Raw genomic sequence first — 26,072 nt, forward strand, 5'->3', positions numbered from 1 at the left:
GCCGTCACCGTGCCGCGCCGTCAGCGTGCCGCGCCGTCAGCGTGCCGCGCCGTCAGCGTGCCGCGCCGTCAGCGTGCCGCGCCGTCAGCGTGAACGCGGCCGCCCGTTGCGGGCCTGGTGCTGGCCGCTCGGCCGCGCGCCCACCCGTCCGCCGGACGCCGCCTTCGGCTCCAGCCAGTCGCCGAAGTCCTCGCCGGTGACCTCCTCCAGCCGTTTGACGTCGTCCTCGAACAGGGGGATGAGGGCCTGGCGCTGCTCCCAGGTCAGCGGCCGCCGGGACGGCCCGTTGCGCTGCAGCGCGCGTTCCAGCGGCGTGGTGACCCGGCCGGACAGGTCGCCGGGGAGCGCCGCGCCCGCCGCCACGCCGGTCCGCAGCACCCGCGACAGGACGCGGTGGCGCATCGTCCGGCCGGGGTGCACGGTGACGTTCTCCCGCGGCACCTCGGTGAGCACGCCCGGCTCGACGTCCAGGAATGAGCAGATGCGGTCGAGCGTCGGCGCCGGACGCTCCAGCAGCTCGCGATACCGGAAGACGAGGACCTGCTCGCGGGGGAACAGCCCGAACAGGTGCTCCAACTGCCCGCCGTACCGGCCCAGCCGGACGTAGTGCCAGAAGGCCGCCCAGCCCGCGTCGATCCGCCGGTCCTCCTCCTGGCAGGCGCGGACCACGTCGTCGATGGGCTCCAGCCCGGCCGACCACAGGTGCGTCCAGTTGGAGTGGGCCCGCTCCACCGGGTCGCGCAGCACGGCGATCAGCCGGGCCTTGGGGATCAGTTCCCGGATGCGCCGCTGGGCGGCGCGGTCGTACAGGTAGAAGGGCGTCGACTCGCCGCGCAGCGCACCGGGCGGGGCGCTCGCGAACAGCTTCTCGTAGTCGTCCTGGCGCCAGACGTGCTCGCGGTAGGTCTGCGCGTCGCCCGGCCCGCCCCGCGTCGGGGGCGCGCCGTCGGTGAGGAAGAACTTGGGCTCCTTCACCTCCGACAGGTGCAGGTCGGGGTGACGGGCCAGCGCCGCGTGCAGCGCGGTCGTCCCGGCCTTCGGAGCGCCGATCACCAGAAAGTCCGGCAGAGCCATCGCGTCCTCCCCGTGGACCTCGGCAGTGTGAGAACTAAATATACCAATTAAGTAGGAAATACCTCCGGGTTCCCCGAGTCCGGCGGGCCGGATGCCGGAAAAGGGTTGGACGGGACGATCCGCGGGCTTGTAGCGTGCCGTTCGCCGTGACGCCGTCCGAGGAGGTGAGACCCATGAACGATGTATCGACGTGGGTGCTCCTCGTTCCCGTCATGGTCGGCGATTGACCCAGGTGTCGCCGGGAGCGCCTCCACGACCAGGCACTCCCGAAAGGCAACACCTATGCGCTCTCTGCACCATGACGTGATCATCGTCGGTTGCGGGCCGACCGGCGCGATGCTGGCCGCCGAACTGCGGCTGCACGACGTGCGGGTCCTCGTCCTGGAGAAGGACACCGAGCCCGCGTCGTTCGTCCGCATCGTCGGTCTGCACGTTCGCAGCATCGAGCTGCTGGCGATGCGCGGCCTGCTGGACCGCGTCCTCCCGCACGGAAGGCGGCGTCCGGCGGGCGGATTCTTCGCCGCCATCGGCAAACCCGCGCCCGCGGACCTGGACTCCGCGCACGCCTATCTCCTGGGCATCCCGCAGCCGGTCATCGTCCGCCTGCTCGAAGAGCACGCTGTCGCACTGGGTGCGCAGGTCCGGCACGGCTGCGCGGTGGCCGGGTTCGAGCAGGACGACGAGGGCGTGACCGTCGAACTGGCCGACGGGGAGCGGGTGCGTTCGCGCTACCTCGTCGGCTGCGACGGCGCGCGCAGCACGGTGCGCAAACTGCTCGGCGTCGGGTTCCCCGGCGAGCCCTCGCGGACCGAGACGCTGATGGGCGAGATGAAGGCAGGCGCCCCGCAGGAGGAGGTCGCCGCCAAGGCGACCGAAGTCCGCGAGACCCACAGGACGTTCAGCATGCAGCCCTTCGGCGAGGGGTTCTATCGCGTCGTGGTCCCCGGCGGGGCGGCCGGCGGTCGCGCGGAACCGCCCACCCTTGAGGACTTCAGGCAGCGGCTGCGCGCCGTCGCCGGAACCGACTTCGGCGTGCACTCCCCGCGCTGGCTGTCCCGCTTCGGAGACGCCACCCGGCTGGCCGACCGCTACCGGGTCGGACGGGTCCTGCTGGCGGGCGACGCGGCGCACATCCATCCGCCGATCGGCGGTCAGGGCCTCAACCTCGGCGTTCAGGACGCGTTCAACCTCGGCTGGAAACTGGCCGCGCGGATCCGCGGCTGGGCGCCGGAGCCGCTCCTGGACACCTACCAGGCCGAACGCCGTCCGGTCGCCGAGGAGGTGCTGGACAACACCCGCGCCCAAACGGAACTGCTGTCCGCCGGACCGGGCCCGGAGGCCGTGCGCAGGCTGCTCACCGAGCTGATGGACTTCGACGAGGTGAACCGCCATCTGATCGAGAAGATCACGGCGATCGGCGTCCGCTACGACTTCGGCGAGGGCCCCGCCCTGCTCGGCCGCCGCCTGCGCGACATCGACCTCAAGCAGGGCAGCCTCTACGGCCTGCTGCATCGCGGCCGCGGCCTGCTGCTGGACCGCACCGAACGCCTGACCGTCGACGGCTGGTCGGACCGGGTCGACTACATCGCGGATCCCACCACGGCACTGGACGCCCCGTGCGTCCTGCTGCGCCCCGACGGGCACGTCGCCTGGATCGGCGACGAGCAGGACGACCTGGACGCCCACCTCGCCCGCTGGTTCGGCGCGCCCGCTGACCGACTCCGGCCGCGCGCCGATCGAGTGTAGGAGCGCCTTTCGAGGCGGCGCGTGAGTCTCCGGCTCGTGTCCGGCCCCGGACGGGCGGTTTCGTCGCCCGTCCGGGGCTTCGTCGACGGCGCTGCTGATGACCATCTGTTTCGGGTGCGTTGATCGATGCTGTGGCTTCCGGCCGGGCGGGCCGGGGAGAATTCCCGCAGCAGCCGACCATCGGGGGTGTCGTTGTGGGAAGCCGTGCGCGCGGCGGGGTCCGACCTGCCGCGTCGCCGGGGCGGAGCGCGCTCGTGCTCGTCCTGGCGCTCCTTGCGGCCGCGGCCTGCTCGTCCGGGACGACGCACGGCCGCGACCCAGGTGGGCGGCAGGCGCTGAAGACGGCGGGCATCGCGGAGAACGCCAAGCACGGCGACGCGGACTGGCGGATCGAGCGGCGGAGCGAGGGAGCCGAGCACGAGATCGAGGGCTATGCCGATCACGTGAGCGTGCTCCCCGGCGGACGGTTCCGGCTGTTCGTGTCCACGACGACGCCGGGGTTCAGCGTCCAGGCGTTCCGGATGGGGTGGTACGGCGGCGCGCAGGCCCGCCGGGTGTGGCGGTCCGGGACGTATCCGGGCGTCCGGCAGGGGAGCGCCCGCGTCGACCGGGCGTCCCGGACGGTGACGGCGCCGTGGCGGCCGTCGCTGACCGTGTCCACCGAGGGATGGCCCGAGGGCAGCTACCTGATGATGCTGACCGCGGCGTCCGGGGCGCGGCGGTACGTGCCGGTGACGGTCCGCTCCCCGGGCGCGGCGGGACGGATCGTCGTGCTGAACGCCACCACCACCTGGCAGGCGTACAACATGTGGGGCGGCTACGACCTGTACAAGGGCCCGTCCGGCGGGGAGAACGACCGGGCGAGCGCAGTCAGCTTCGACCGTCCCTACGACGGCAACGGCGCGGGCAAGTTCATGCAGTACGAGCAGCCCGCGATCGCGCTCGCCGAGAGGCTGGGCGTCCCGCTGGCGTACGCGACCGACAACGACCTGCACTCCGATCCCGACCTGCTCAAGGGGGCGCGCGGGCTGCTGTCCCTGGGACATGACGAGTACTGGTCGTCCGCCATGCGGCAGCGCGCGACGCAGGCCCGCGACCAGGGCGTCAACATCGCGTTCCTCGGCGCCAACGCGGTCAACCGGCATATCAGGTTCGGCGCGACGCCGCTCGGGGCGAACCGGCTCGTGGTCTGCTACAAGGACTCCGGCACCGATCCCGTCGCGCGGACGAACCCCGCGGAGTCGACCCAGGACTGGCGGCTTCCGCCGGTGCCGCGTCCGGAGAGCGACCTCATCGGCATCCAGTACATGTGCTTTCCGGCGGAGGGCGCGTTCACCGTCTCGCGGCCCGACTTCTGGCTGTTCCGCGGCACGGGCGTGCGCGCCGGGACGCGGTTCCCCGGTGTCATAGGCCCGGAGGCCGACGCGCTCAACCGCGGCGGCCCCACCCCCGCCACGCTGGAGATCGTCGCCAGCTCGCCGATCACCTGCGGGAACCGGTCGGCGGTCGCCCATGCCTCCTACTACACCGGCCGCCGGGGGGCGGGCGTGTTCGCGACGGGCACCATGCGCTGGGTCTGCGCCATGCGCGGCCCCGCCTGCGGGCACGGCGTCACCGAGGCGGGACGGCGGTTCGTCACCCGGGTCAGCGAGACGCTCGTCCGCGCCATGGCCGAGGGGCCGCTCGGACGGGCGCACCCGTCCCGTCCCAACTACAAGCTCACCGCCAGCCGCCGCTGACCCGGAACGCCCGGCGCGAACCGCTACCCGGAGCCCGTGCCCGGACGATCCTTACCATCGCGCCCGCGGCGCAGATGGTCGCGCAGCCGCCAGACGACGACGCCCACGACGACCACGGCGGCGATCACGATCGCGCCGACCCGTCCCGCGACGTGCTCGATCCGGGCGTAGGCGTGCCCGGCGAAGTATCCGAGCAGGGTGAAGCCCACGCCCCAGACGAGACCTCCGGCGGCGTTGTAGAGCAGGAACACCCGGGCGGGCATGGCCGAGACACCGGCCAGCGCGGGCATGATCGCGCGGAAGAACGCGACGAACCGTCCGACGAAGACGGCGACGCCGCCCCGGCGCCGGATCAGGTCGCGGGCCCCGTCCACCCGGTCGCGGTGGCGGCGGAGCGGACGCGAGTCCAGGATCGGCCGCCCGGCGTGGCGTCCGATCTGGTACCCGGCGAAGTCCCCGGCGACCGCCGCCAGCACCACGACCGCGGCCAGCCACACGACCGACACCTTCTGCTGCGCGGCGAGCGCCCCGCCGAGGACGACGGCGGTCTCCCCGGGCAGGACGAAGCCGAAGAACAGCGCGTCCTCGCAGAACACGAGTCCGGCGACGACCGCGTAGACGACCGGCCCGGACAGTCCCGCGACCCACGACACGACCGAATGGAACAAGACCCGCGCGCCTCCGTCCCGGAGCCCTCGCCGCCGCGGGCCCCACCCGCTGGTATCTCGCCCACCGGCCGTTCTCTAACCCCGCGCCCCCGCGTCACCGCCCGCTCGGCATCCGCTCATGGTGCCGCTCACGGTGCGGGCACCACCGCGACCGCCTCGACCTCGACCAGGATCTCCGGCGCGGCCAGCGCGTCGACCACGATCAGCGAGTGGGCGGGGAAGTCGCCATCGGGGAACCAGTCGGCGAACGCCGCGTCCCTGCCCCGGCGGGAGTCGGCGAGATGCTCGCGTCCCGCGACCATGGTGAAGAGCCGCACCAGATGCGCGGGGCCGGAGCCCGCCGCGGCGAGCAGGGCGCCGATGTTGGCGTAGATCTGGGCGGTCTGCGCCGCCGCGTCGGGTCCGGCGAGCGTGCCGTCCGGCAGGGCGCCGATCTGGCCGGAGACGAACAGCAGTTCGGCGGACGCGGGAACGGACGCCAGATGGCTGTACTGCCCGACCGGCGGGCCGACCTCAGCGGGACTCCAGCGACGGATCATCGCGCGCTCCTCTTGTCGTCGTACGCGGCCCGGCGGACGGACCACGCGTGGATACGCCACGCTAGGGGAGTCTGACTTCCGCGAACCGCGAAGATGCCGCACAGTGCGCCGACCGGGGGGTGATGCCCCGTGGCGGCGCGCGACGCCACGGCCGACGACGCGCTCGACCTGCCCCGGCCTCGACGTCAGTCCGCCTGGTTGAGCGGACGGCGTCCGGTGACCACGAGGAGGATCTCCTTCGCGGTCATCTCCACGACCTTTGGCCCTTCGCCTACGGAGACGTCGGCGTCGGTGGCGGTCAGCCGCCTCCCGTCCAGATCGACCCCGAAGTACTTCAGTTGCCGGGGGCCGCTCGACGCGAGCACCAGCGCGACGCGCCCGGCCGGGGCGGCGGGGAGGCCGAGCGGTTCGGTGACGTCGAGGCCGTGGATGACGTCGTGGCTGAGGGCACCGGCCTCCCCACCGCCCGGCGGCCGCCAGGGGTGGTCGATGTTGCGGCGGAGGAGGTCGAGGAGTTCGGCCCCGCTCAGCGCCGCCGCCGTCGCCCGGGCGTCCCGGTCGGCGTACCTGTTGAACGAGAACCCCGCCCGGACCAGGCCCGCCATCACCCCGAGCGGCCTGGTCCGGAACGGCATCGTGATGTGGGCGACCACCTCGCGGGTCCGCCAGCCATCGCAGAGCGACGGCGCGTCCCACCGCTCCGGCGCGAGGTCGGCGAGGAGACCGGCGAGCCGTTCGCGCTCCGCGTGGATCTCGCTGGTCAGGTCGGTCGATGCTGTTCCCATCGGGCTGTCCTTCCGCGTCGTCGTGCCTTCATCGGCTTGTACGACGCGCCGCCCGGGAACTCATCGGTCACGGGAGCGTCTCGGGGAGGCCGAACTCGGCGAACCGGTGCTCGGTGCCGAGAAACGTCACCAGCCGGGCGATCCGCCCGTCCCGCAGGTCGACCGACACGAGCGCGAACGGACGCAGAACGCCGTCGCCGTCCGGCCGGTACTGCCCGAACCCCGGGCCGCCGTTGACGCCGCACGAGAGCAGGCGCGCGCCCGCGCAGGAGTCGCTGGCCCCGGTGATCGTGGCGATCGTCCGCCCGCCGTCCAGCCGCCATCGGAACGGCGGCATCGAGGCCACCGCGTCCTCGCGCATCACCGCGGTCAGCTCGGCGACATCGTGGGACTCGAAAGCCGCCACATATCGATGCAGCAGATCCCGCTGTGCGGCGTCCTCGGGGTCGTAGACGTCGAACGGGTCGGGCCGGTTGGCGTCCAACGTGGCCCGGGCGCGCTGCAAGGCGCTGTTCACGGCGGGCACCGTGGTCTGCAGAATCTCGGCGGTCTCTTGGGCGGAGAACACAAGCACGTCCCGCAGCACCAGGACGGCCCGTTGGCGGGGGGCGAGGTGCTGGAGCGCCGCGATGAACGCCAGGCGGACCGACTCCCGTCCGACGACGACTTCGCCCGGATCCTGTCCGGCCAGCACGCGCGAGTCGGGGATCGGCTCCACCCACATCTCCGGCGGGAGCGGCGCGCCGAGTTCCGGCCCGTGGGATTCCACGCTCATGACCAACGCCCGCCGCTTGGCCGCCCGGAGCATGTCGATGCAGACGTTGGTGGCGATCCGATGGACCCACGTGCTCAGCCCGGCTCTGCCCGGGTCGTACTGCCGCCTTTTGGTGGACGCTCGGATCAGCGTCTCCTGAACCGCGTCGTCGGCGTCCGCCGAAGAACCGAGGAGCCGGTAGCAGTAGCCGGTCAAGGGGAGGCGCAGCGCCTCCAGCTCCTCGATCGCCACCCCGCCTTCGCGCACCTGCCACCCCCGTCGTCCGACTGCCGTCCCACCTCAGAGGCTAGTTTCCACCCCCGACTGTCGGCGGCCCAACGCGGCGAGGAACCGGCCCACCTCGGCGGCCGAGCGGTCGTAGTCCTCGCCGTGGAGGCGCCGCGGGTACGGCTCCTCAACCGTCCGGACCCGCAGATCGATGGTCGCGACCGTGAGGAGCAGACCGCAGACCGCGACGGCGTTCGGCACCATCCGGAGACCCGGGTCGCCCTGCACAACCACGCCCGATTCGGGACGATCTGGGCCGGGCTGCAGCGCGTCCCCCCGATCTACGACCAGACCTCGCGCTCTACGACCAGTACAGCGGCCCGGTGGGCGAGATGGCGGAGGCGGAGGAGGCCGTGGCCGCCGTCGGCGACGCCCAGTTGGCGCTGCTCGCCAACCACGGCGTACTCGTCCTGGCCGACAACATCCGGCAGGCCCATCTGCGCGCGGTGACTCTGGAGTGGGAGGCGATGGTGCGCAAGGAACTCCGGCTGGACCCGGCCCTGCGCGCGAGCATCGGCTAAACGCGGCGGCGGCGCGCCGGGAGGCGTCCGACCGGCCGTGACCGGGCGCCTCCCGGAGCCGTCCACGCGGCGGGACGCTCCGGCGCGCGTCGTCAGTGCACGTCCCATGGTCGAACACGACGTCCCGTTGGTCCTCGCCACCTGTACCCGCATCGTCGTCCTGCATGAAGGACGCCTACTGGCCGACGCGATTCCCCAGGAGATCCGGAACGACCCTCAGGTGATCGACGCCTACTTCGGAGCGCCCCTCTGAATTCCTGCCGCTTGGCGAAGACGGGGAGGTGCTGGTCCTGCGAGGGGGCAGGCCAGCACCTCGTCCAGTCGCACATCCCTGGGATCAGGCCGGACCGGGTCGACGGGCGGCGCCGCGTTCTCGGGCGGGGCGGTCGGAGCCGTTCGCCGTGGTGTCCCGGACGGAGAGGAACCCTCTCGAAGCGGCCATTCCGCTTCCAGGCGGGGAGTTCGGCTACTGGCAGACCTTCCAGGCGTAGTGGTAGGTCGTCTTAATGCTGCCGTCGGTGGAGTCCATGCTGATGTAGCTGACCTCCGACGGGTTCGAGGTTCCGAGGTCCGCGCGCAGTTCCGTGTTGATGTTGAAGTTCCGCTGCTCGCCGCATGGCGACCAAACGAGTTGCGCCACATCGACCGTGTCGGTGTTCTGCCAGTTCTTCTTGAAAGGACCGGCAATGGGGTACGAGTACGCCCTGGTGTCCTTGTTGCCCTGGAAGTAGTAACTGGCGAGCTGGGTGGCGCTCGCGCCGTCGCGCAGGGAGGCGTAGCCGCGGTAGTCCGTCGACGAGACGGCGTAGGTGAAGCCCTGCGGGACGTGCACCTTCAGGTTCAGCTGGCAGTTCTTGCGTTCGTCGGTGGGCGCGGACGAGCCGCCCACCTGGGCGAAGTACTTGCTGTAAGTGATGGTGAACGCGTCGTTGTTCTCCGACAGGGCGATCGCGGCGCTGCCCAGCGGGCATCCGCTGCCGTTGACCGTCGCGACGGTGATGGTGACTCCGTTGGGGCCGTGTTCGAGGAATTCATCGGACGCGGCGGCGGGAGTGGCGGATGCCGCGATCACCGCGAGCGCGGCGGCGGTTGAAAAGGCGATCCCTTTACGCATGCGGTTCCTCTGTTCTGGTGTGGTGGGTTCTCCGCCTTCGGTGAGATGCGGAGGCGGTGCTGGATGTCTTCATTGGAAGGGCGCCGTCAATGGCGCGTCCGAGATCTGGAGAAAGAGTAACTTCAATGGTTAAGTAATGTCAATGTATGGGTTTTCAACTCGATGGTCGAGTTCTATTGTCAGGTGGGGGGCGTGTCGGTCGGCTTGATCATCGATTATCGAACGTCAATGCCGGTTTTTGACAAAGTATCGTTCCAAATGGCGCTTCGGCCTTCTGGATGGTCTGTGAGCAGGCGGTACCCGGACGCGGAAATGGCCGGAAACGGTCGCCCATCTCCCGGATTCCGCTCGTCGCCGCTTCTCTTGGGTGATCGGACGAGAACGATGCGCCATTGCGGCGGTGTTGCGTTCCCTGCGTTCACTCCGTCCCCAACGGTCGCCGACCGCTCCGGCCATGGCGGCGCCCTCCCTCGAGAGAGAACTTCTGCCGAGAGTCGCCTACGAGTGACGCCGCGTCGCCCCTTCGCTCGTCGGTGATGGCCGGACGCCGGGCGGCTTGCGGCGTCCCGGGGTGCTGGTGAGGACTCGGGAACTCATTAACGCCTCTAGACGCTTTCTCTTATTAGCCCTCGTTACGATGCTGGCGCGAGTCGGGTTGCGGAGGCCGCACATCGGTGGTCGGCGTCATCGTGCTGGGAATGGTCTTCATGGGGAACGTGCGAACGCCGAGACCTCTGGCGCCGCCACCCGGCCCAACGCCAACCGGACCGGCACACCCTGACGATGCCCGCCGCTACCCCGGTCGACTTGAACGGCCAAGCAGCCAGCACCGTGCCCTACGACGACTCCGATGTCGTGATCGGCGGCACCGGCGACGGCCGCTCGCCCGCCGCCGTCCGGGATCAGGCCGCGCTTGTGCGGTCTCGGCGGGGAGCGGGCCCGGCTGGCGGGTCGGTGCGGTGCACGGTGAGGCCGGTGCGGGCGGGCGCCAGGTGGGGGCGCAGGACGAGGTCGGCGTCGTAGTCGCCGCCGAGTTCGGCGCGGTACGGGATGGGCGTCGCGGTGGGCAGGGCGCGCAGGCGGTCGTCCAGGGCGGCCCGCGCGGCGGCGTGGTCGGCCGGACGGGCGCGGTCGGCGGAGGCGACGACCAGGGGCGGCAGGACGTCCATCCCGGTGTAGAACAGCGTGCCGTGCAGTAGCGGGAACAGGACGTCCTCCGCGTCGCCGTGGACGCCGCGGGGCCCGAGGCCGGTCGGACGGGCGCCTGCGGTGGTGACGACGAGGGCGCGGCGGCCGGAGAGTCCGCCGTCGCCGTAGCGCAGGGTGCGGCCGCGGTCGTCGGTGACGCCGAACGCGAAGCCCTGGACGAAGACCCGGTCGAACCAGCCCTTGAGGATGGCGGGCATCCCGAACCACCACAGCGGGAACTGCACGACGAGCGCGTCCGCCCAGGCGATTTTGCCCTGTTCGGCGCGGATGTCGGGGGCGAGCGTCCCCGCGGCGTGGGCGCGCTCGGACGCGGCGCCGACGAGGAGGCGGTCGCGGGGGTCGTGGCCGAAGTCGGCGGGGCCGACGACGGGGTTCCAGCCCATCGCGTACAGGTCGGAGTGGCGGACGCGGTGGCCGAGGCGCCGCAGCGTGGCGGCGCCGTGGTCGCGCAGCGCGCCGTTGAGGGAGCGGGGCTCGGGGTGCGCGAAGACCCAGAGGACGTTCATGGCGGTGGCTCCTTCCCGGTCGGTCCAGGTGCCGATGCTGCCGGGCGGCCGGGTCGGGCACGAGTGGCCCGCGGGCCGCGATGTGCAAGGATCGGGCCATGGGCGGCCGAGGCGGACCGGGGACGCACCGAGTGGCGGTGCTGGTCCGCGACGGGGTGCTGCCGCTGGAGCTGGGAATCGTCCACCAGCTGTTCGGGCAGGCGCGGTCGGCGGACGGCGCGCCGCTGTACACGGTGGCGTCGTGCGCGGTGCGGCCCGGCGAGGTCGCGGCGGCGGCCGACTTCGCGGTGCGGGTGCCTCGCGGTCTGGACGCGGTGGCCGAGGCCGACACGGTGATCGTCCCGGCGTCGCACGAGCTGGACGAGTCGCGCCCCGGGGACGGCCCGGTCCCGGCTGCGCTGGCGGCGGCGGCCGGGCGGGGCGCGCGGGTGGCGTCGATCTGCACGGGCGCGTTCGTGCTGGCGGCGGCGGGACTGCTGCACGGACGCCGCGCGACCACGCACTGGCTGTCGTGCGACCGGTTCGCCGCGATGTTCCCGGACGTGCGGGTCGACCCGGACGTCCTGTACTGCGCCGAGGGGAGCGTGCTGACCTCGGCGGGCGAGGCGGCGGGCATCGACCTGTGCCTGCACATGATCCGCGGCGACCACGGCGCGGCGGTGGCGGGCGACGTGGCGCGCCGCACGGTGGTGCCGCCGCACCGCGACGGCGGGCAGGCGCAGTTCATCGCCCGTCCGGTGCCCGACCCCGCGCCCGGACCGGCGGCGCCGTCGACGGGCGCGGCGCGGGCGTGGGCGCTGGAGCGCCTGCACCGCCCGGTGACGCTGGCGGAGCTCGCGGCGGCGTCGTCGATGAGCGTGCGGACGTTCACCCGCCGGTTCCGGCAGGAGACGGGCGTGTCGCCGCAGGTGTGGCTCGGCGCGCAGCGGGTGGAGCGGGCGCGGCGGCTGCTGGAGGAGACCGACCTGCCGGTCGACCGGGTTGCCGAGCGCGCCGGTTTCGGGACGGCGGCGTCGCTGCGCCAGCACCTGCGCGCCGCGGTCGGAGTGTCGCCATCGGCCTACCGGGCCACCTTCCGCGGCCCCTGATCCCGGCGGATGAGAGGCCGCGCGGCTCAGGCTTGAGATCCGCTCGTCGGTGCGCTGGCCGCCGTGCGCCCCCGTCCCGGTCGCGGTTATCGCAGGGCGGGGTCGGCTCGCGCGGTCCACACGGCCAGCCCCGCGAGCAGGGCGGCGGCGCCGCCGATCCACAGCAGGCCCGACAGGCCGAGCGTGTCGAGGACGACGCCGCCGACCAGGGCGCCCAGCCCGATCGACAGGTTGAACACCGCCACCCACAGCGCGGACGCCGCCTCCACCGCACCCGGCGCGGCCTTGATCATCCAGGTCTGCAGGCCGACCGACACCCCGCCGAAGGCCAGGCCCCACACGATCAGCAGTGCGATGCCCCCGGCCATGCCCCGGCCGAGCAGCAGGAACAGCGGCATCGCGACGGCCAGGGTCAAGGTGATCGCCTGCACGGTGCGGTGCGTCCGGCGGGCCAGCGCCGCAGCGGCGGCGAAGTTGCCGACCATGCCCGCGACGCCGAACCCGAACAGCAGCGGCCCGACCAGCCGCGCATCGATCCCGGACAGCCGCTGCAGGGCGGGGCTGACGAAGGTGTAGGCCACGAAGTGACCGGTCACCAGGAGGAAGGTGGCGAGGATGCCGATCCGCACGCCGGGGTTGCGCAGTTGCCGGGCCAGCAGGCGCGGGCGCATCACCTGGGACGCGGCCAGCGGCGGCAGCACGGCGAGCAGCGCGCCCAGCGCGATCAGCGCCAGCGCGCTGAGGATCGCGAACGCGGTCCGCCATCCGGTCAGGCCGCCGATCAGCGTGCCGAGCGGGACCCCGAACACGTTCGCGGCGCCGACGCCGCCGAAGATGATCGCGGTGGCGCGGGGCACGTGCGCCCCGCTCACGAGCCGGACCGCCAGCCCGCCCGCGACCGCCCAGAACCCGCCGATCGCCACCCCGACCAGCACCCGGGACGCCACCAGCACCGCGAAGCCGGGCGCCAGCGCGGACGCCAGGTTGGCCAGCGTCATCAGCCCCATCAGGCCGAGGAGCAGGAGCCGCCGGTCCAGCCCGTCGACCAGTGCCGGGACCACCGGCGCCGCGACCGCCGCGACGAGGCTGGGCACGGTCACCATCAGTCCGGCGGTGCCCTCGGACACCCGCAGCGCCGAACCCACGTCGGTGAGCAGTCCGATGGGCAGCTGCTCGGCGGTGACCAGCAGGAACGTGCCCAGCGCCACGGCCGTCACGGCCGCCCACCGGCTTGGTTCCGGCTCCCGCCGGACGTCCCGGACGGTCTGCTCGGTCGTCGTCACGTCTACCTCCACAGGGGAGAACTCATTTGGGAGCGATCGCTCCCATACGACGCCGGACTCTAGTATGGGAGCGATCGCTCCACAAGTCGGATAGGGTAAGGGGCATGGCACGACCTCGGCAGTTCGACGAACAAGAGGCGGTCGCACGGGCGACCGACCTGTTCTGGCACCGCGGCTACAGCGCCACCTCGGTCCGCGAGCTGGGCGCCGAGCTCCACCTCACGCCCAGCAGCCTGTACCGGACGTTCGAGGACAAGCACACCCTGTTCCTGCGCGCCCTCGACCACTACCGCGCCACCGAGTCCCTCCAGGCCAGGGAACGGCTGGCGGCCACCGGCCGACCCGTCCGCGAAACCCTCCGGGACTGGCTGCTGTGGCTGGTGGGCTGCACCCCGGACGCCGAGCCCGGCCCGGGCTGCCTGGTGGTGAACACCGCCACCGAGCTGGGCACCACCGACACCGAGATCAGCGCGCGGACCGAGGCGGCCTTCGAGGTCACCCGCGCGGCCCTGCGGTCACTCCTGGATAAGGGCCGCCGCGACGGCGAGCTGCCCGCCGACCTCGATCTCGACGCCGCCGTGGAACTGCTGTTCACCACGGTCCTCGGCCTACGGGTCAGGGAGCGCGCGGGGCACGATCCGGAGCGGCTCGCCGCCGCGATCGACTTCGCCATCCGAGCCCTGGGCCCGGCACCGGCCGAGCCGGGCCGTCCAGAACGCTGAGCACCGGCTACCGGACGAATTCACCTCCGCCCGACTCCGATGCGAGCCCGCCGTACCGGTGCGCCGCGACGGTGGTCGCGGTGCGGACGAACGCCGCGAGCGCGGGCGCCCGATGGCCTCGCGCCCAGGCGAGGACGAGAGTGGTCGGCCGGGCGTCGCTGACGGGCACGCAGGTCAGGTCGTCGCGGAGATGGCCCCGGACGGACGCGGGCACCACGGCGACCGCGCGGCCGAGCGCGATGAGCTGCATGAGCTGGCCGACGTCCCGCACGGGCACCCTGTTCTTCCCGGGCGCGTGGGTGTCGCGGGGCTCGGTCGTCCAGCTCGGCATCGTCTCGCCGGCCAGGTCGGCGAGGCTCACCGCCGCACGGTCGGCCAGCCGGTGGTCGCGGGGGAGGACGACCACCTGGTCCTCGGTCAGGAGTTCCTCGGTGTCGAGACCGGTCAGGTCGGTGTTCGGCCGGTGCAGCAGCCCGATGTCGGCGCGGCCGTCGCGGATCATCCCGGCGCGCTCGTGGGCCGAGCAGAGGACGACGTCGACCGGGACCGCGTCCGGCGCGGCCCCGTAGGCGGCCAGGATCTCGGGCAGCAGACCGCAGTCGCCGCCGGGTTTCATCACGAGGACCAGCCGGGGCGCGACCCGTCCGGCACGCTGGGCCCGTCGCACGGCCGCGTCGACCGCGTCCAGGGCGCGGCGGCTCTCGGTGAGGAAGACCTCGCCCGCCGGGGTGAGCGAGACCCGCCGGCTGGTGCGCTCCAGCAGCGACACGCCCATCCGGCGTTCGAGCCGGCTGATGGCCCGAGACAGCGGCGGCTGCGCGATGCCGAGCCGCTCGGCCGCGCGGCCGAAGTGCAGCTCTTCGGCGACCGCCACGAAATAAGCCAGTTCGCGGGTCTGGAGCCGATCCATACCGTGAGGGTATGGGCCGCGACCCAGCCGTGCATTGTTCCGGCGCGACCGCCGGTGGTGAGGTCGTCCCATGACCGGTGAGACGATCGTCCTGATCACGGGGGCGAACAGGGGAGTGGGGCGGGCCGCCGCCCGCCGGCTCGCGGAACGCGGCGCGACCGTCCTGCTCGGCTCCAGGGACCTCGGCCGCGGGGAGAAGGCCGCCGAGGCGCTCAGGGCGGACGGCGGCGACGTCCGCGCTCTCCGGCTCGACGTCACCGACGCGGCGACGATCGAGGCGGCCGCCCGGCGGATCGACGAGCGCTTCGGCCGGCTCGACGTGCTGGTCAACAACGCCGGCATCTCCGGCAGCCCGGGACCCACGGCGCCCGCGACGGCCGATCTGAACCTGGTCAGGCGGGTGTTCGAGACCAACGTCTTCGGCGTCATCGCGGTGACCAACGCCATGCTGCCGCTGCTGTCGCGGTCGGCGGCGGCCCGCATCGTCAACGTGTCCAGCGGCGTCGGGTCGCTCTCCTTCATGACCGATCCGGACCACCCCATGTCCCGGCTGCCGGGGCACGCGGCCTACCCGCCCTCGAAGACGGCGCTCAACTCCCTGACCGTGCAGTACGCCAAGGACCTTCGCGAGCGCGGCATCCTGATCAACGCCTGCACCCCCGGCGCCTGCGCGACCGACTTCACCCGGCACCTCGGCCTCCCCCTCACCCGTACCGCCGACGACGGCGCCGCGATCGTGGTGCGGTTGGCCACCCTGGCCCCGGACGGCCCGACCGGCGGCTTCTTCGACGACGACGGCGCGGTGCCCTGGTGATCGAACAGCGCGGCGGGGGGTCGCCGGGCGGCCGTCGCCCTCCGTCCTAGATCGCCATGTGGCAAACTTGGCCGTTTGCCGGGGTCGGGAGCGAGGACTGGAGCGTCGGTGGGGGATGTGCTGCGGATCTCGCGGCCCAACGCGCGGTTTCAGCAGTGGGAGGCGCTGCTGCGGAACCGGAACAAGCGGCAGCGGGCCGGGGAGTTCCTCGTGCAGGGCGTGCGGCCGATCAGCCTGGCGGTGGAGCGCGGCTGGCCGGTGCGGGCGCTGATTCACGACGCCGAGCGGCCGCCGTCGCGGTGGGCGGCGGAGATGCTGGAGCGGGCCGGCGGCGAGCGGGTGGCGATGGCGCCCGAGCTGCTGCGGGAGCTGAGCGGCAAGGACCAGGAGGTTCCCGAGCTGGTGGCGGTGGTGGCGCTGCCCGACGATGACCTGTCGCGGATCCCGGTGGGCCCGTCGATGCTGGGCGTGGTGTTCGACCGGCCGTCCGGACCCGGCAACATCGGCACGATGGTGCGTTCGCTGGACGCGTTCGGCGGCGCCGGACTGATCGTCACCGGGCACGCCGCAGACCCCTACGACCCCAAGGCGGTGCGCGCCTCGACCGGGTCGCTGCTCGCGGTGCCGGTGGTCCGCGTCCGCTCCCACCGCGAGGTGCTGGACTGGGCCGGGCGGCAGCGGCCCGGCGGGCGGCAGCTCACCGTCGTCGGCACCGACGAGAACGGCACGGCCGACATCGCCGACGTGGACCTGACGGGTCCGGTGCTGCTGGTGATCGGCAACGAGACCGCCGGGCTGAGCGCGGGCTGGCGGGAGGGCTGCGACACGATGGCGCGGATCCCGATCGGCGGTGCGGCCAGCTCGCTGAACGCCGCCAGCGCCGCCACGGTCGCGCTGTACGAGGCCGTCCGCCAGCGCGGCCGCCGGTCCTAGCCGTCCTTCGACGCCCGCACTACTTCCGTACTACTCCGCGGCTGTAGTCCTCTAGTTCGGCGAGCGGGGTCCGTGCCGGGCAGGCTGTTATAGGTTCGGTCCGTGACTCTCCGTGGTAGCGCGGATACTTCACGGAATGCCGGGTGATCAGTCGACTCGTCACCGAGCTCGCCGCGCCGCGCGGCGGGGTGGCGTGAGCACTGGACGACAGGGGAGGGACGGGGCCATGGCCCGGTTACTTGATCAGAGCGGTGGCCTGGTGGCGATCGGCGCGCACGACGCACTCAGCGCGCGGTTGGGGCAGAACGCCGGGTTCGACCTCATCTGGGGAAGCGGGTTCGAGGTGTCGGCGACGCATGGGGTGCCGGACGCGAACGTGCTGACGATGAGCGAGCAGCTCCGGGCGTGCCAGTGGATGGCCGACACGGTCCGCATCCCGGTGATCGCCGACTGCGACAACGGGTACGGCAACGCCATCAACGCGGCCGTGACCACGCGCCGGTTCGAGGCCGCCGGAATCGCCGGGATCTGCGTGGAGGACAGCGCGTTCCCCAAGCGGTGCAGCTTCTACGAGGGCCGCCGCGCGCTGGTGCCGGCGGCCGAGCACGCGCTGAAGATCCGCGCCTGCAAGCAGGCGCAGCGCTCGGACGACTTCGTCGTGATCGCGCGGACCGAGGCGTTCATCGCCGGGTTGGGCCTCGACGAGGCCCTGGAACGGGCCCGCGCCTACGCCGAGGCGGGGGCGGACGCGGTGCTGGTGCACTCCAAGCAGGCCGCCCCGGACGAACTCGTCGCCTTCGCCCAGCGGTGGTCGCTGCCCACACCCCTGGTGGCGGTTCCGACCACGTACGACCAGACGTCGGCCGCGGTGCTGCACGACCTGGGGTACCGCGTCGTGATCTTCGCCAACCAGGGACTGCGGACGGCGATCAAGGCGGTGGAGGAGGGGCTGGCGCTGCTGCGCGGCACCGGCCGCGCCGCCGACCTGCGCGACCGCATGGTCCCGCTGGGCCGGGTGTTCGAGCTGGTGGGCCTGGACGACCTGCGCCAGGACGAGCACCGCTACCTCCTCGCCGAGGACGGGGCACCGGGAGGCGGTGATCTCCAAGGACTCCCGGCCGAGGCGCCGGGGTGAGGCCGCGCCCACCGCGGGAACCGGCGCTCGTCACGGAGTGCGGGCGGGCGTCTGGATGAAAAGGCAGCTCACGGCGCCGAGCAGGAGCACGGCGATGGGCAGCACGAGGGTCTGGTGCATGGCGGCCAGGTAGCCGTGGGCGATGATCGAGTCCGTGAGTCCCTGGCCCTGGCTCTGGCTCACGGTGCGCGGCGTGCCCGGCGGGAGGTCCGCCACCCCGCGGTGGGCTCCGGTGCTCAACCGCAGGGCGCCGCGCCGGGCCGCGTCCACCAGGTCGCGGCGCAGGTCGGCCCGAAGGGCGGACGGGAGCCCGGGGCCCTGCCGCGCGACCTGGTCGGCGACGGCGACGGCGAGCCTGGCCTGCAGCAACGCCCCGACGGTGGCGCCGCCGACGACCGACCCGAGATGGCGGACGGTGTTCATGACGCCGGACGCGGCCCCGGCCACCCGGGGCTCGACGTTGTGCAGCGCCAGGGCCGCGGTCGGCGCGAACAGGCATCCCGCGCCGAGGCCCGTGATGACGAACGCGGGCACCAGTCGGCTCGCGGCGGTGTCCACACCGGTCACCGCGGCCAGGGCGCCCAGCCCGGTCGCGAACAGCAGCAGGCCGGTCAGCAGGAGGTGTTTCCCGCCGATCCGGTCGGTCAGCCATCCGGCGGTGGGCAGCGCGGCCACGGCGGCCAGCGCGGCCGGCGCCATGACCAGTCCCGTCCGCAGCGCGCTGAGCCCCATGATCGACTGCAGGTAGAGGGTCATGGGCAGGAACAGGCCGACCAGGCCGATCTGGGCGGCCGCCCGGATCAGGCTCGTGATCGTGTAGTTGCGGTCCCGGAACAGGCTGAGCGGCACCAGCGGTTCGGCGCCGCGCCGCCTGTTGTGCGCCCACTGCTGGAGGACGAACGCGGCGAACAGGACGGCCGCGGTGCCGAACAGAACCCTGGTGGGCTGGTCCCAGTGAAACCCGTGGCCCTCGATGACGGCGAACGTCGCGCACCCGAGCCACGCCGCGCTGAGCGCCATCCCGGCCAGGTCGAAGCGGTGCCGACGTCCGCCCCCGTGCTCGGGGACGACCGCGAGCGCCAGCACGATCACGGCCACCCCGACCGGCACGTTCAGCAGGAAGATCCATCGCCAGCCCCAGGTGGCGACCAGCAGACCGCCCAGCGTGGGACCGGCGATCATCGACAACCCGGCGACCGCGTTCCAGGCCCCGAGCGCCGTCCCCCGCCGGCCGGCGGGAAAGGTCGCGACGATGAGGGCCATCGCCTGCGGCATGAGCAGCGCGGCGCCGAGCCCCTGCACCGCCCGGGCGGCGATCAGCACCGCGCCGTTCGGGGCCACCCCGCACAGCAGGCTGGCCAGCGTGAACACCGCCGTACCGGCGACCAGCAGCGCCCGGGAGCCCAGCCAGTCGCCCAACCGCCCCCCGGTGATCAACCCCACCGCCAGGACCAGCGTGTAGGAGTTCAGCACCCACAGCACCGTGGGCAGCGGCGCCCGCAGATCCGCGATCATCGCCGGTACCGCGATGTTGGTGATCGTCAGGTCCAGCAGGGTCATGAAGGAGCCCAGCGAGACCACCAGGAGCACCAGCCACGGGCGTCGTCCAGGATTCACCCGGTGCCCGAGCGCGCCGACCGGCGCTGCGACGGCAGCCGTCGGCGCACGGTCCGCACGAGCGGTTCGGCGAGTTGGAGGGGCAACGAGGCGACCAGCTTCAGCGGGGCCACCCGGCCGATGACCAGGTAGGCGTCATGCGGGCCGAGGGTGCGGTCGAAGTGGTCGTTGACCTCGGGCACGTCGCAGCGGGGCATGTCGTCATAGCGCTGGGCCAGGCTGGCGTAGGCGCCGGTCAGCTTCATCGTCACCGGGTCGTAGATCGCCTGGTAGCCGCGGTGGTCGACGACCTGGGCGGCGACCTCGGCGATCTCGTCCGGCGGGGGCCCGGTCAGCGTGGGCCAGAAGTTCCGCCCGCCGAAGCGGCGGCGCAGTCCCTGGTAGATGACCGGGCTGTTGGTGCGCGTGGTCACATACAGCGGCCACCTTGCGCGGCTACGCAGGAAATCGAGGACCATGCCCGCGAAGATCCGGCTCGCCAGGCCATTGCCCTGGTGCTCGCGCAGCACCATGGTCCGGCCGATCAGCAACGCGCTGCCCCGCCGCAGGCCGATGCGCCCGCACGAGGACACCCCCACCACCCGTCCCGTATCGGTGACCACCAACAGCAGCTCCGGCGTGTTGGCGAAGAACCCCGCCATGTGCTCCCGCCAGTAGCCGCTGTGATCGGTGCCGAACGCGCCGGTGGATATCTCCAGCAGCAGCGCGCCCAGCATTTCCCGGCACGGTTCGGGCAGGCCGCCCGGGTCGGTCAGCCGCGCGATCCGATACCCGGGGACCAGGCGGCGGATCACCGGACGGGCGCCCAGCGCGACGAGGTCGTCCAGCCCGCCACCGGCATCGGCCCCGGCCGCCGGCGGCTCCCGTCCGGCGGGAGGCTCGCCCGGCTCGCCGTGGCCCTGCGGGCTCGGCTCTGACGGGGCCCGTTCCGTTGCCGTGGCTTCGACGAGACGGCGCGCTTTTCCATGGTCAGTGGGGGTCACGGCACCAAAGCCTCGCTCAGCCGCACGCCGCGGCGCGGCAGCCGGACAATCCTGGAGCGTCCCGACCGACCAGGACGAACCCCTCGCCGCACGGCCCGGAGTCCGTGGCCTACCTGGACCAGTTCTGCGCCTGGCCGCCATGCGAAACCGGGGCGTCGCCCAGCACTGAATGGCGGACGACAAGGGCCGGGTGCGCCGCCACGGCACACCCGGCCCAAGCACAGGCGTCGGCCGAGCGGGCGGGGCACCGGCCGTCGTGTCTGGTGCGGGATCAGTCGCCGGTCATCAGGTCGGCGAAGGCGTGGGCCGCGGCGGGAGAGGTGAACAGGCGGTCCAGGCGTGCTCTGGCCAATTGCTGGCGGAACGGCCCGGCCTGCGTGGCGTCCCCGGCGTCGTGCGTCATCTCCGTCAGCCAGCGGCAGAATTCCTGCTGGTTCCACACCTTCTGGAGGCGGGTGGCGGAGTAGTCGTCGAGCCGCCGCTCGTCGCCGTCGCGCAGGGCCTCGCGCAGCGCGTGGGCGAGCGCGTTCGCGTCGCCGATCGCCAGGTTCATCCCCTTGCCGCCGACGGGGGTGATGATGTGCGCGGCGTCGCCGAGGAGGAACAGCCTGCCGTACCGCATCGGGTCGAGGACGAAACTGCGCATCTCAACGACGGCCTTTTCGCTGATCGGCCCGGCGGGCAGGGCCTTGTCGCCCAGGCGGAGCCGCAATTGCTCCCACACGCGCTCGTCGCTCCAATCGGAAGGCGAGCAGTCCTGCGCGCATTGGAGGTAGAAGCGGCTGGCGGCCGGGCCTCGCGGAAACTGCGCTGCGAAGCCGTGCGAACTGATCCCGAAGAGCGGGAGGCGGGGCGGCGGGGCGTCGGCGAGGACGGTGATCCAGCCGATGCCGTGGTCGAAGGAATAGGCCGTGGCGGCCTCCGCCGGCACGGTGGCCCGGCTGACGCCGTGGTAGCCGTCGCACCCGGCGACGTAGTCGCAGGCGATCTCGTGCACCGTCCCGGCCGGGTCTCGGTAGGTGACCGTGGGACGGGCGCCGTCGACGTCGTGCGGGGTCACCTCGCCCGCGTCGAAGCGCAGGTCGCCTCCCCCGTCCAGGAACGCGGACACCAGCCGTCTGACGAGTAACTGCTGCGGGATGACGCGGCCGGTCCTGCCGCCTGCCAGGGCGGGAAGGTCCAGGTAGCGGGGTTCGCCATTGAGGCGGATCTCCAGTGTGCCGTCGCCGGGCACCCCGGCGAGCAGGGTGTCGGCGAGCCCCCATTCCTCGAAGACCCGTGTGGCGGAGTGGTCGAGCACGCCCGCGCGCTGCCTGTGCTCTACGTAGGACCGGCTCCGGCGTTCCAGGACCACGCACGCGACGCCTGTTCGCAGGAGAAGGTTGGCCAGGGTCAGTCCCGCCGGACCGGCCCCGATGATGACGACCTGAGTGTTCTCGTGCATACCCGACGTCTACCTCACCAGGCCCCTCCCGCAGGAGCCAGCCGTCACCGCAGGAGGACCGAAACACCTCTTCCCTGCAGGTGCCTTAATCCGAGATCTTGTCCCTCTTCTGGACGGCCCCGACGAAATCCCTCCCGATTTTATGGCCATGGGCTGCACATATCAGAGGCGTGTCGGTCCGACGTCAGCGGCTCATCAGCGGGGTTTGGCACCGTTCAGTAATCCGGCCTGGGATGCCCATCCGGCAGGCGGGGGACAGGAAAGGGAATTCCATGAGAAATGACGTCACGATCATCGGCGCCGGACTCGGCGGACTCACGCTCGCCCGCGTCCTGCATATCCACGGCATTCCGGCCGTCTGCTACGAGGCCGACGCCTCCCCGGCGGCGCGCCCGCAAGGCGGGATGCTCGACATCCACGACGACAGTGGGCAGCTCGCCATCGAGGCGGCCGGTCTGGAGGAGGAGTTCCGCGCCATCGTCCTGGAGGGCCGTCAGGCGATGCGGATCCTGGACCGGGACGGGACCGTCCTGCTGGACGAGCCCGACGACGGCACGGGCGGGCGCCCCGAGGTGATGCGCGCCGAGCTGCGGCGGATCCTGCTGGACTCGCTCCCGCCCGGCACCGTCCGCTGGGGCCGCAAGGTCAGCGGCGCCCGCGCCCTCGGCGGGGGCCGCCACGAGGTGGTGTTCGCCGACGGCGGCGCCGTCGGCACGAGCCTGCTGGTCGGCGCGGACGGCGCGTGGTCGCGGGTCCGGCCGCTGCTGTCGGCCGCCGCGCCCGAGTACGCGGGCACGTCGTTCGTCGAGACCTACCTGTTCGATGCGGACGTCCGGCACCCGGCCGCGGCGGCGGCGGTCGGCGCCGGGGCCATGATGGCGCCCGCGCCGCACCGGCAGATCTTCGCCCACCGGGAGGTCGGCGGCACCCTGCACACCTACGTGGCGCTGTCGCGGCCGCGGGACTGGTTCGCCGCCATCGACTTCACCGATGCCGCCGCGGCCACCGCGCGGATCGCGGCGGAGTTCGACGGCTGGGCGCCCGAGCTCACCGCGCTGATCGGCGACGGCGACACCGGGCCGGTGCTGCGCCCCCACTACGCGCTGCCGAACGGGCACCGGTGGAGCCGGGTGCCGGGGGTGACGCTGCTCGGCGACGCCGCGCACCTCTCCGTCCCGAGCGGCGAAGGCGCCAACCTCGCCATGCTGGACGGCGCCGAACTCGGCAGGGCCATCGCCGCGCATCCGGATGACGTCGAGACCGCGTTGCTCGAATACGAGCAGGACATGTTCAGCCGCAGCGCCGCGGCCGCCGCCGAAGGCACCCGGCTGCACGAACTCCTTTTCGGCGACAACGCTCCCGGCGGCCTGATAGCCGCCTTCCAGCAGAGCCAGTGAACCCAGGCTGCGGGGCGGACGGGTTCTGCGCGCGCGCCATGACCTCCGCATAGGACGCGACCCGGGCCAGCCCGCGCGGGGCGGCCTCGACCAGCTCGCCCAGCACTGGAGGAAGGCGCCGACCTCGGCCGCCACGATCCCCAGGGGACGTGACGACGCCGCTGGTGCTACGTGGGTCGTGCTTCGTCCAGGAAGATTGGGTTGGTCATGGCCGCCATCGTTCCGGACCTGCGCACTTCCGCGCGCACCCAGCGGGTGTAGCGGCGATAGGTCGTCCAACGCGCGGTCGCGGTGCCGGTGTCGGGGACGACCTCGGTGTGCTGCTGTCCCACCTGGTCCAGAAGCCGCACCGTGGTGCCCGGCACACCGCTGACCGCGAGTTGGAAGGTCACCGGCGTGCCGGTGCCCACGGGGAGGCGTTCACCGATACCCGCGGTTCGCTTTCCGTCCGTGGCGGTGAAACTCAGGTCCACCTTGGACGATGCGGCCAGCCAGGAGCGGCCCGCGCGCAAACCGGCCATCAGGGCGTCGCGGCGCAGGCGGTCGGCGAGGACCACGGTCTGCGGGGATCCGACGGTGTTCTGCGGGTTGTGCGCGTCTGAGTTGCCGATCGCGGGAATCCATCGGCCGGAGCGCAGGAGGCCGTCCCAGTGGTTGAGCGCCGCTTCCTCTTCGGGGGACCAGTCCTGATTCCACACCTCGACCAGGTCCGCCAGTTCATAGGCGAATTCATAACTGCAGCCGAAACAACTGGCGAAGGGATGCGCGGCGGTGACCAGTCCTCCCGCCTCGTGGACTTGGCGGACGAAGCGCCGGTGATCGCGTGAGTCCCCGGCCCGGTAGCGCCAGTCGACCCACATGCCCGCGGGCAGGCCGATGGCGGGCCAGTGCCCGGAACGCGTGGTGACCTCTTCGCCGTTCAGGATCAGCAGGTCGTCGGTGGCGTGATCGCCCCATTGCAGGGACGCCGAGGAGGTATTGTGCTCGGTGGAGACGATGAAGTCCAACCCGGCGCCGCGCGCGGCGGAGACAAGTTCCGCGGGGGTCCGGCGCCCGTCCGAATGGACGGTGTGCAAATGGCAGTCGCCGCGGTACCACGAGCGGCCGCGGTCCCGGGCGGGGGCGCTCTCGGGGGCGGGCTTGGGTTTGAAGGACGGCCCGGCCGGCCCGAACCGCAGCGTGATATCGACGCGGTAGGCCATTCCCTGAGGGGCGACGGTGTACGGACCGAGGATGATATGCCAGGTGCCCCGCCTGATCGGACCGGCCAGATAGCCCGGGGTGGCGCTGGAGACGCTGATGGCGAAGCGGTCCCGGAACCCGCCGGACCAGCCGCGGAAGCCGCGCGCGTTTCCGAGCTCGTGCCCCTCCGGTCCGAATATCCCGATGTCGCAGGCGTTCCCGCGCGTGCCCGCCGGGACCGAGGGCCTGTCGTAGGAGTAGATCACCTCGATCTCGTTGACTCCGCGCGGCACTTCCACCGGCAGGTAGAACCAGTCGTCCACGCTCGGCGGGAAGGTGCCGGTGACCGTGCGGGTCTTCTCACCCCCCGCCTGCTCCGCGAACGCCGTACCCGGCAGCAGGTTCGCCGCCGCGACGACACCTCCGGCGGCGAGAAGACCGCGCCTGCTCAACTGATTCACACCGACCTCCGATTCGCGTATGACGAGAGGAAGTCAGCCATCCCCGCGTAGCCGTCTCGGGAATGGCGGGTGAATACGGCGATCGGATGTGCCGCGGGCGCGGGTGGCATACCCTCGTCCCCTTGCGGCGATGTCGCTCATCCATCACGCGGCGAAGGGGGCCGGATGCCGGAGGAGACCGGGGGCGTGGAGAACAGGGCACGGATCGAAGAGCGCTTGCACCACGACTGGGGCCTGGAATTGCCAGAGTCCATCTTCCGGTTCTGGGAGTTCCACGAGTCGCTGGAGCCGGAAGAGCGACGGGGTATGCGTGACGATCTGTGGCTCAGCACCGCAGGCATCATGGACTTGTTCGCCGACCCCGGCGCGCGCCCCCGCGACGGAATCGACGTACGTGTGCACTGGCGCTTCTACCGGGATCCGCCGGAGTTCGTGACCTTCATGCTCGGCGGCAGCGACGGCCTGCACTACGGGCTGCGGTTCGACGACGGTCGTACCTGCAATGGAGTCGCCTCCTATTACAACAACGACGGGGGCGGCCTGGACACCGGCGCCGCGACGCCGCTGGAGGCGGTCCGCGCCTACCTCGAACGGGTTTGGGTCGATCTCGACGACCCCCATTACGGGGAAGGCGCGTCCGAGAAACAGGCGCGGCTGGCCCGACTCCGCGACAGGCTGACCGCGTACGAGACCGGGGACCGTCCCGAAGTAGGCAGGGACTACGGCGACCGGTACCACCCGGCCGTGATCCCGCCGGTCGACCCGTCCCGGATCACGACCCTGGACAACGCGGGGGCTCTCGTCGCCGGTGAGACGGCGCTGGATCGTCCCGCCCACAACGGAGCCGACGAGTACAAGTTCGCCGAGTACATGCACGGCCTGTTCCAGGACGCCGAAGCCCTTGAGGAGAGCGTGGCGGACGCCCGGAGCCGGTGCGCCGCGGGCGATCCGGCCGAGGCCCTGGTCCTGGGCCGTGACCTGCACTGGGCGTCGGGCGGTGACCCGGTCCGCGAGGCTCGCGCCCACGAACTCCTCGTCATGGCGTACCGCGCCCTGGACCGGCCCGCACTCGCGGAGATCGCCGACGCCCACCACCGCCACCGCGACCTGCCGTCCGTAGACGTCTTGCGCAAAGAGCACACCTGAGGGTTGTGGCGCCG

At 72.4% G+C, this 26,072-nt stretch carries 25 protein-coding genes; 11 read left to right on the top strand and 14 right to left on the bottom strand.

What is annotated here, in order from left to right; all coding sequences use genetic code 11:
- Positions 1-84: 84 nt before the first annotated feature.
- Entirely contained in the window at positions 85-1,074 is a 990-nt protein-coding gene (locus ACH01S_RS35675) for a sulfotransferase family protein (protein WP_067902661.1), read from the bottom strand.
- Between the two features lie 282 nt (positions 1,075-1,356).
- On the opposite strand from ACH01S_RS35675, the gene rox reads away from it, so the two are divergent.
- Together rox and ACH01S_RS35685 are read left to right on the top strand one after the other, a co-directional pair.
- Positions 1,357-2,820, top strand: a complete 1,464-nt coding sequence (gene rox, locus ACH01S_RS35680; protein ID WP_067902664.1) for a rifampin monooxygenase — start codon at positions 1,357-1,359, stop codon at positions 2,818-2,820.
- A 254-nt stretch (positions 2,821-3,074) separates the two neighbouring features.
- Positions 3,075-4,559: a N,N-dimethylformamidase beta subunit family domain-containing protein gene (locus ACH01S_RS35685; RefSeq protein WP_067902667.1), complete on the top strand. Its 1,485-nt coding sequence runs from the start codon at positions 3,075-3,077 to the stop codon at positions 4,557-4,559.
- A 23-nt stretch (positions 4,560-4,582) separates the two neighbouring features.
- On the opposite strand, the gene ACH01S_RS35690 is transcribed toward ACH01S_RS35685, so the two are convergent.
- The 5 genes from ACH01S_RS35690 to ACH01S_RS35710 form a co-directional block, all read right to left on the bottom strand.
- On the bottom strand, positions 4,583-5,212 hold the full coding sequence (locus ACH01S_RS35690; protein WP_218010520.1) for a DedA family protein: 630 nt from the start codon (positions 5,210-5,212) through the stop codon (positions 4,583-4,585).
- Positions 5,213-5,355: 143 nt separating this feature from the next.
- The gene (locus tag ACH01S_RS35695) at positions 5,356-5,766 is read right to left on the bottom strand and encodes a RidA family protein (RefSeq protein ID WP_067902673.1); all 411 of its coding nucleotides are present in this window, start codon (positions 5,764-5,766) and stop codon (positions 5,356-5,358) included.
- 185 nt (positions 5,767-5,951) lie between these two features.
- Positions 5,952-6,551, bottom strand: coding sequence for a maleylpyruvate isomerase family mycothiol-dependent enzyme (locus tag ACH01S_RS35700; protein WP_067902676.1), 600 nt, complete (start codon positions 6,549-6,551; stop codon positions 5,952-5,954).
- Between the two features lie 67 nt (positions 6,552-6,618).
- Positions 6,619-7,572: an RNA polymerase subunit sigma-70 gene (locus ACH01S_RS35705; RefSeq protein ID WP_246236785.1), complete on the bottom strand. Its 954-nt coding sequence runs from the start codon at positions 7,570-7,572 to the stop codon at positions 6,619-6,621.
- Positions 7,573-7,605: 33 nt separating this feature from the next.
- Positions 7,606-7,797 (bottom strand): hypothetical protein, encoded by a 192-nt coding sequence (locus tag ACH01S_RS35710; protein ID WP_148344456.1) that lies wholly within the window; start codon positions 7,795-7,797, stop codon positions 7,606-7,608.
- 128 nt (positions 7,798-7,925) lie between these two features.
- Here ACH01S_RS35710 and ACH01S_RS35715 point away from each other — a divergent pair, with 128 nt between their 5' ends.
- The gene (locus tag ACH01S_RS35715) at positions 7,926-8,114 is read left to right on the top strand and encodes a class II aldolase/adducin family protein (RefSeq protein ID WP_067902681.1); all 189 of its coding nucleotides are present in this window, start codon (positions 7,926-7,928) and stop codon (positions 8,112-8,114) included.
- A 106-nt stretch (positions 8,115-8,220) separates the two neighbouring features.
- Positions 8,221-8,367 (top strand): ABC transporter ATP-binding protein C-terminal domain-containing protein, encoded by a 147-nt coding sequence (locus ACH01S_RS42915; RefSeq protein WP_083981529.1) that lies wholly within the window; start codon positions 8,221-8,223, stop codon positions 8,365-8,367.
- A gap of 213 nt (positions 8,368-8,580) precedes the next feature.
- On the opposite strand, the gene ACH01S_RS35720 is transcribed toward ACH01S_RS42915, so the two are convergent.
- Both ACH01S_RS35720 and ACH01S_RS35725 read right to left on the bottom strand, forming a co-directional pair.
- A complete protein-coding gene (locus ACH01S_RS35720; protein WP_067902686.1) occupies positions 8,581-9,228 on the bottom strand; it encodes a DUF4360 domain-containing protein in 648 nt (215 codons plus the stop codon).
- 902 nt (positions 9,229-10,130) lie between these two features.
- Positions 10,131-10,943 (bottom strand): NAD(P)H-dependent oxidoreductase, encoded by an 813-nt coding sequence (locus ACH01S_RS35725; RefSeq protein ID WP_067902692.1) that lies wholly within the window; start codon positions 10,941-10,943, stop codon positions 10,131-10,133.
- Positions 10,944-11,041: 98 nt separating this feature from the next.
- On the opposite strand from ACH01S_RS35725, the gene ACH01S_RS35730 reads away from it, so the two are divergent.
- Positions 11,042-12,031 (top strand): GlxA family transcriptional regulator, encoded by a 990-nt coding sequence (locus ACH01S_RS35730; RefSeq protein ID WP_246236787.1) that lies wholly within the window; start codon positions 11,042-11,044, stop codon positions 12,029-12,031.
- A gap of 86 nt (positions 12,032-12,117) precedes the next feature.
- On the opposite strand, the gene ACH01S_RS35735 is transcribed toward ACH01S_RS35730, so the two are convergent.
- Positions 12,118-13,314, bottom strand: a complete 1,197-nt coding sequence (locus tag ACH01S_RS35735) for an MFS transporter (protein ID WP_067902700.1) — start codon at positions 13,312-13,314, stop codon at positions 12,118-12,120.
- A 104-nt stretch (positions 13,315-13,418) separates the two neighbouring features.
- Here ACH01S_RS35735 and ACH01S_RS35740 point away from each other — a divergent pair, with 104 nt between their 5' ends.
- Positions 13,419-14,036 (top strand): TetR/AcrR family transcriptional regulator, encoded by a 618-nt coding sequence (locus ACH01S_RS35740; RefSeq protein ID WP_067902705.1) that lies wholly within the window; start codon positions 13,419-13,421, stop codon positions 14,034-14,036.
- A gap of 7 nt (positions 14,037-14,043) precedes the next feature.
- Here ACH01S_RS35740 and ACH01S_RS35745 read toward each other — a convergent pair whose 3' ends face one another.
- Positions 14,044-14,946: a LysR family transcriptional regulator gene (locus ACH01S_RS35745; RefSeq protein ID WP_067902708.1), complete on the bottom strand. Its 903-nt coding sequence runs from the start codon at positions 14,944-14,946 to the stop codon at positions 14,044-14,046.
- A 70-nt stretch (positions 14,947-15,016) separates the two neighbouring features.
- Here ACH01S_RS35745 and ACH01S_RS35750 point away from each other — a divergent pair, with 70 nt between their 5' ends.
- From ACH01S_RS35750 to ACH01S_RS35760, 3 genes are all read left to right on the top strand, one after another.
- Positions 15,017-15,760, top strand: coding sequence for an SDR family oxidoreductase (locus ACH01S_RS35750; protein ID WP_067902710.1), 744 nt, complete (start codon positions 15,017-15,019; stop codon positions 15,758-15,760).
- Positions 15,761-15,868: 108 nt separating this feature from the next.
- A complete protein-coding gene (locus ACH01S_RS35755; RefSeq protein ID WP_067902713.1) occupies positions 15,869-16,693 on the top strand; it encodes a TrmH family RNA methyltransferase in 825 nt (274 codons plus the stop codon).
- 226 nt (positions 16,694-16,919) lie between these two features.
- Positions 16,920-17,828 (top strand): isocitrate lyase/phosphoenolpyruvate mutase family protein, encoded by a 909-nt coding sequence (locus ACH01S_RS35760; RefSeq protein ID WP_218010521.1) that lies wholly within the window; start codon positions 16,920-16,922, stop codon positions 17,826-17,828.
- Positions 17,829-17,858: 30 nt separating this feature from the next.
- Here ACH01S_RS35760 and ACH01S_RS35765 read toward each other — a convergent pair whose 3' ends face one another.
- From ACH01S_RS35765 to ACH01S_RS35775, 3 genes are all read right to left on the bottom strand, one after another.
- Entirely contained in the window at positions 17,859-19,418 is a 1,560-nt protein-coding gene (locus tag ACH01S_RS35765) for a DHA2 family efflux MFS transporter permease subunit (protein WP_148344458.1), read from the bottom strand.
- Between the two features lie 23 nt (positions 19,419-19,441).
- The gene (locus ACH01S_RS35770) at positions 19,442-20,428 is read right to left on the bottom strand and encodes a GNAT family protein (protein WP_148344459.1); all 987 of its coding nucleotides are present in this window, start codon (positions 20,426-20,428) and stop codon (positions 19,442-19,444) included.
- Between the two features lie 271 nt (positions 20,429-20,699).
- Entirely contained in the window at positions 20,700-21,872 is a 1,173-nt protein-coding gene (locus ACH01S_RS35775) for a 4-hydroxybenzoate 3-monooxygenase (RefSeq protein ID WP_067902721.1), read from the bottom strand.
- Between the two features lie 272 nt (positions 21,873-22,144).
- On the opposite strand from ACH01S_RS35775, the gene ACH01S_RS35780 reads away from it, so the two are divergent.
- On the top strand, positions 22,145-23,269 hold the full coding sequence (locus ACH01S_RS35780; protein ID WP_067902723.1) for an FAD-dependent oxidoreductase: 1,125 nt from the start codon (positions 22,145-22,147) through the stop codon (positions 23,267-23,269).
- 167 nt (positions 23,270-23,436) lie between these two features.
- On the opposite strand, the gene ACH01S_RS35785 is transcribed toward ACH01S_RS35780, so the two are convergent.
- Complete coding sequence (locus ACH01S_RS35785) at positions 23,437-24,912, bottom strand: CehA/McbA family metallohydrolase (RefSeq protein WP_083981531.1); 1,476 nt, start codon at positions 24,910-24,912, stop codon at positions 23,437-23,439.
- A gap of 165 nt (positions 24,913-25,077) precedes the next feature.
- On the opposite strand from ACH01S_RS35785, the gene ACH01S_RS35790 reads away from it, so the two are divergent.
- Positions 25,078-26,058 carry an ADP-ribosylation family protein gene (locus tag ACH01S_RS35790; RefSeq protein WP_067902729.1) on the top strand — a complete coding sequence of 327 codons (981 nt, stop codon included), beginning with the start codon at positions 25,078-25,080 and terminating at the stop codon, positions 26,056-26,058.
- Positions 26,059-26,072: the final 14 nt, after the last annotated feature.

Source organism: Actinomadura chibensis NBRC 106107, from assembly GCF_001552135.1.
Taxonomy (GTDB): domain Bacteria; phylum Actinomycetota; class Actinomycetes; order Streptosporangiales; family Streptosporangiaceae; genus Spirillospora; species Spirillospora chibensis.

What these genes read in the sequence shown, in the direction of transcription:
- ACH01S_RS35675 (WP_067902661.1), bottom strand. Translation starts at nt 1,074, where the DNA reads ATGGCTCTGCCGGACTTTCTGGTGATCGGCGCTCCGAAGGCCGGGACG.
- ACH01S_RS42915 (WP_083981529.1), top strand. Translation starts at nt 8,221, where the DNA reads ATGGTCGAACACGACGTCCCGTTGGTCCTCGCCACCTGTACCCGCATC.
- ACH01S_RS35720 (WP_067902686.1), bottom strand. Translation starts at nt 9,228, where the DNA reads ATGCGTAAAGGGATCGCCTTTTCAACCGCCGCCGCGCTCGCGGTGATC.
- ACH01S_RS35760 (WP_218010521.1), top strand. Translation starts at nt 16,920, where the DNA reads ATGGCCCGGTTACTTGATCAGAGCGGTGGCCTGGTGGCGATCGGCGCG.
- ACH01S_RS35750 (WP_067902710.1), top strand. Translation starts at nt 15,017, where the DNA reads ATGACCGGTGAGACGATCGTCCTGATCACGGGGGCGAACAGGGGAGTG.
- ACH01S_RS35725 (WP_067902692.1), bottom strand. Translation starts at nt 10,943, where the DNA reads ATGAACGTCCTCTGGGTCTTCGCGCACCCCGAGCCCCGCTCCCTCAAC.
- ACH01S_RS35710 (WP_148344456.1), bottom strand. Translation starts at nt 7,797, where the DNA reads ATGGTGCCGAACGCCGTCGCGGTCTGCGGTCTGCTCCTCACGGTCGCG.
- ACH01S_RS35780 (WP_067902723.1), top strand. Translation starts at nt 22,145, where the DNA reads ATGAGAAATGACGTCACGATCATCGGCGCCGGACTCGGCGGACTCACG.
- ACH01S_RS35695 (WP_067902673.1), bottom strand. Translation starts at nt 5,766, where the DNA reads ATGATCCGTCGCTGGAGTCCCGCTGAGGTCGGCCCGCCGGTCGGGCAG.
- ACH01S_RS35790 (WP_067902729.1), top strand. Translation starts at nt 25,078, where the DNA reads ATGCCGGAGGAGACCGGGGGCGTGGAGAACAGGGCACGGATCGAAGAG.
- ACH01S_RS35700 (WP_067902676.1), bottom strand. Translation starts at nt 6,551, where the DNA reads ATGGGAACAGCATCGACCGACCTGACCAGCGAGATCCACGCGGAGCGC.
- ACH01S_RS35740 (WP_067902705.1), top strand. Translation starts at nt 13,419, where the DNA reads ATGGCACGACCTCGGCAGTTCGACGAACAAGAGGCGGTCGCACGGGCG.
- ACH01S_RS35745 (WP_067902708.1), bottom strand. Translation starts at nt 14,946, where the DNA reads ATGGATCGGCTCCAGACCCGCGAACTGGCTTATTTCGTGGCGGTCGCC.
- ACH01S_RS35730 (WP_246236787.1), top strand. Translation starts at nt 11,042, where the DNA reads ATGGGCGGCCGAGGCGGACCGGGGACGCACCGAGTGGCGGTGCTGGTC.
- ACH01S_RS35715 (WP_067902681.1), top strand. Translation starts at nt 7,926, where the DNA reads ATGGCGGAGGCGGAGGAGGCCGTGGCCGCCGTCGGCGACGCCCAGTTG.
- rox (WP_067902664.1), top strand. Translation starts at nt 1,357, where the DNA reads ATGCGCTCTCTGCACCATGACGTGATCATCGTCGGTTGCGGGCCGACC.
- ACH01S_RS35775 (WP_067902721.1), bottom strand. Translation starts at nt 21,872, where the DNA reads ATGCACGAGAACACTCAGGTCGTCATCATCGGGGCCGGTCCGGCGGGA.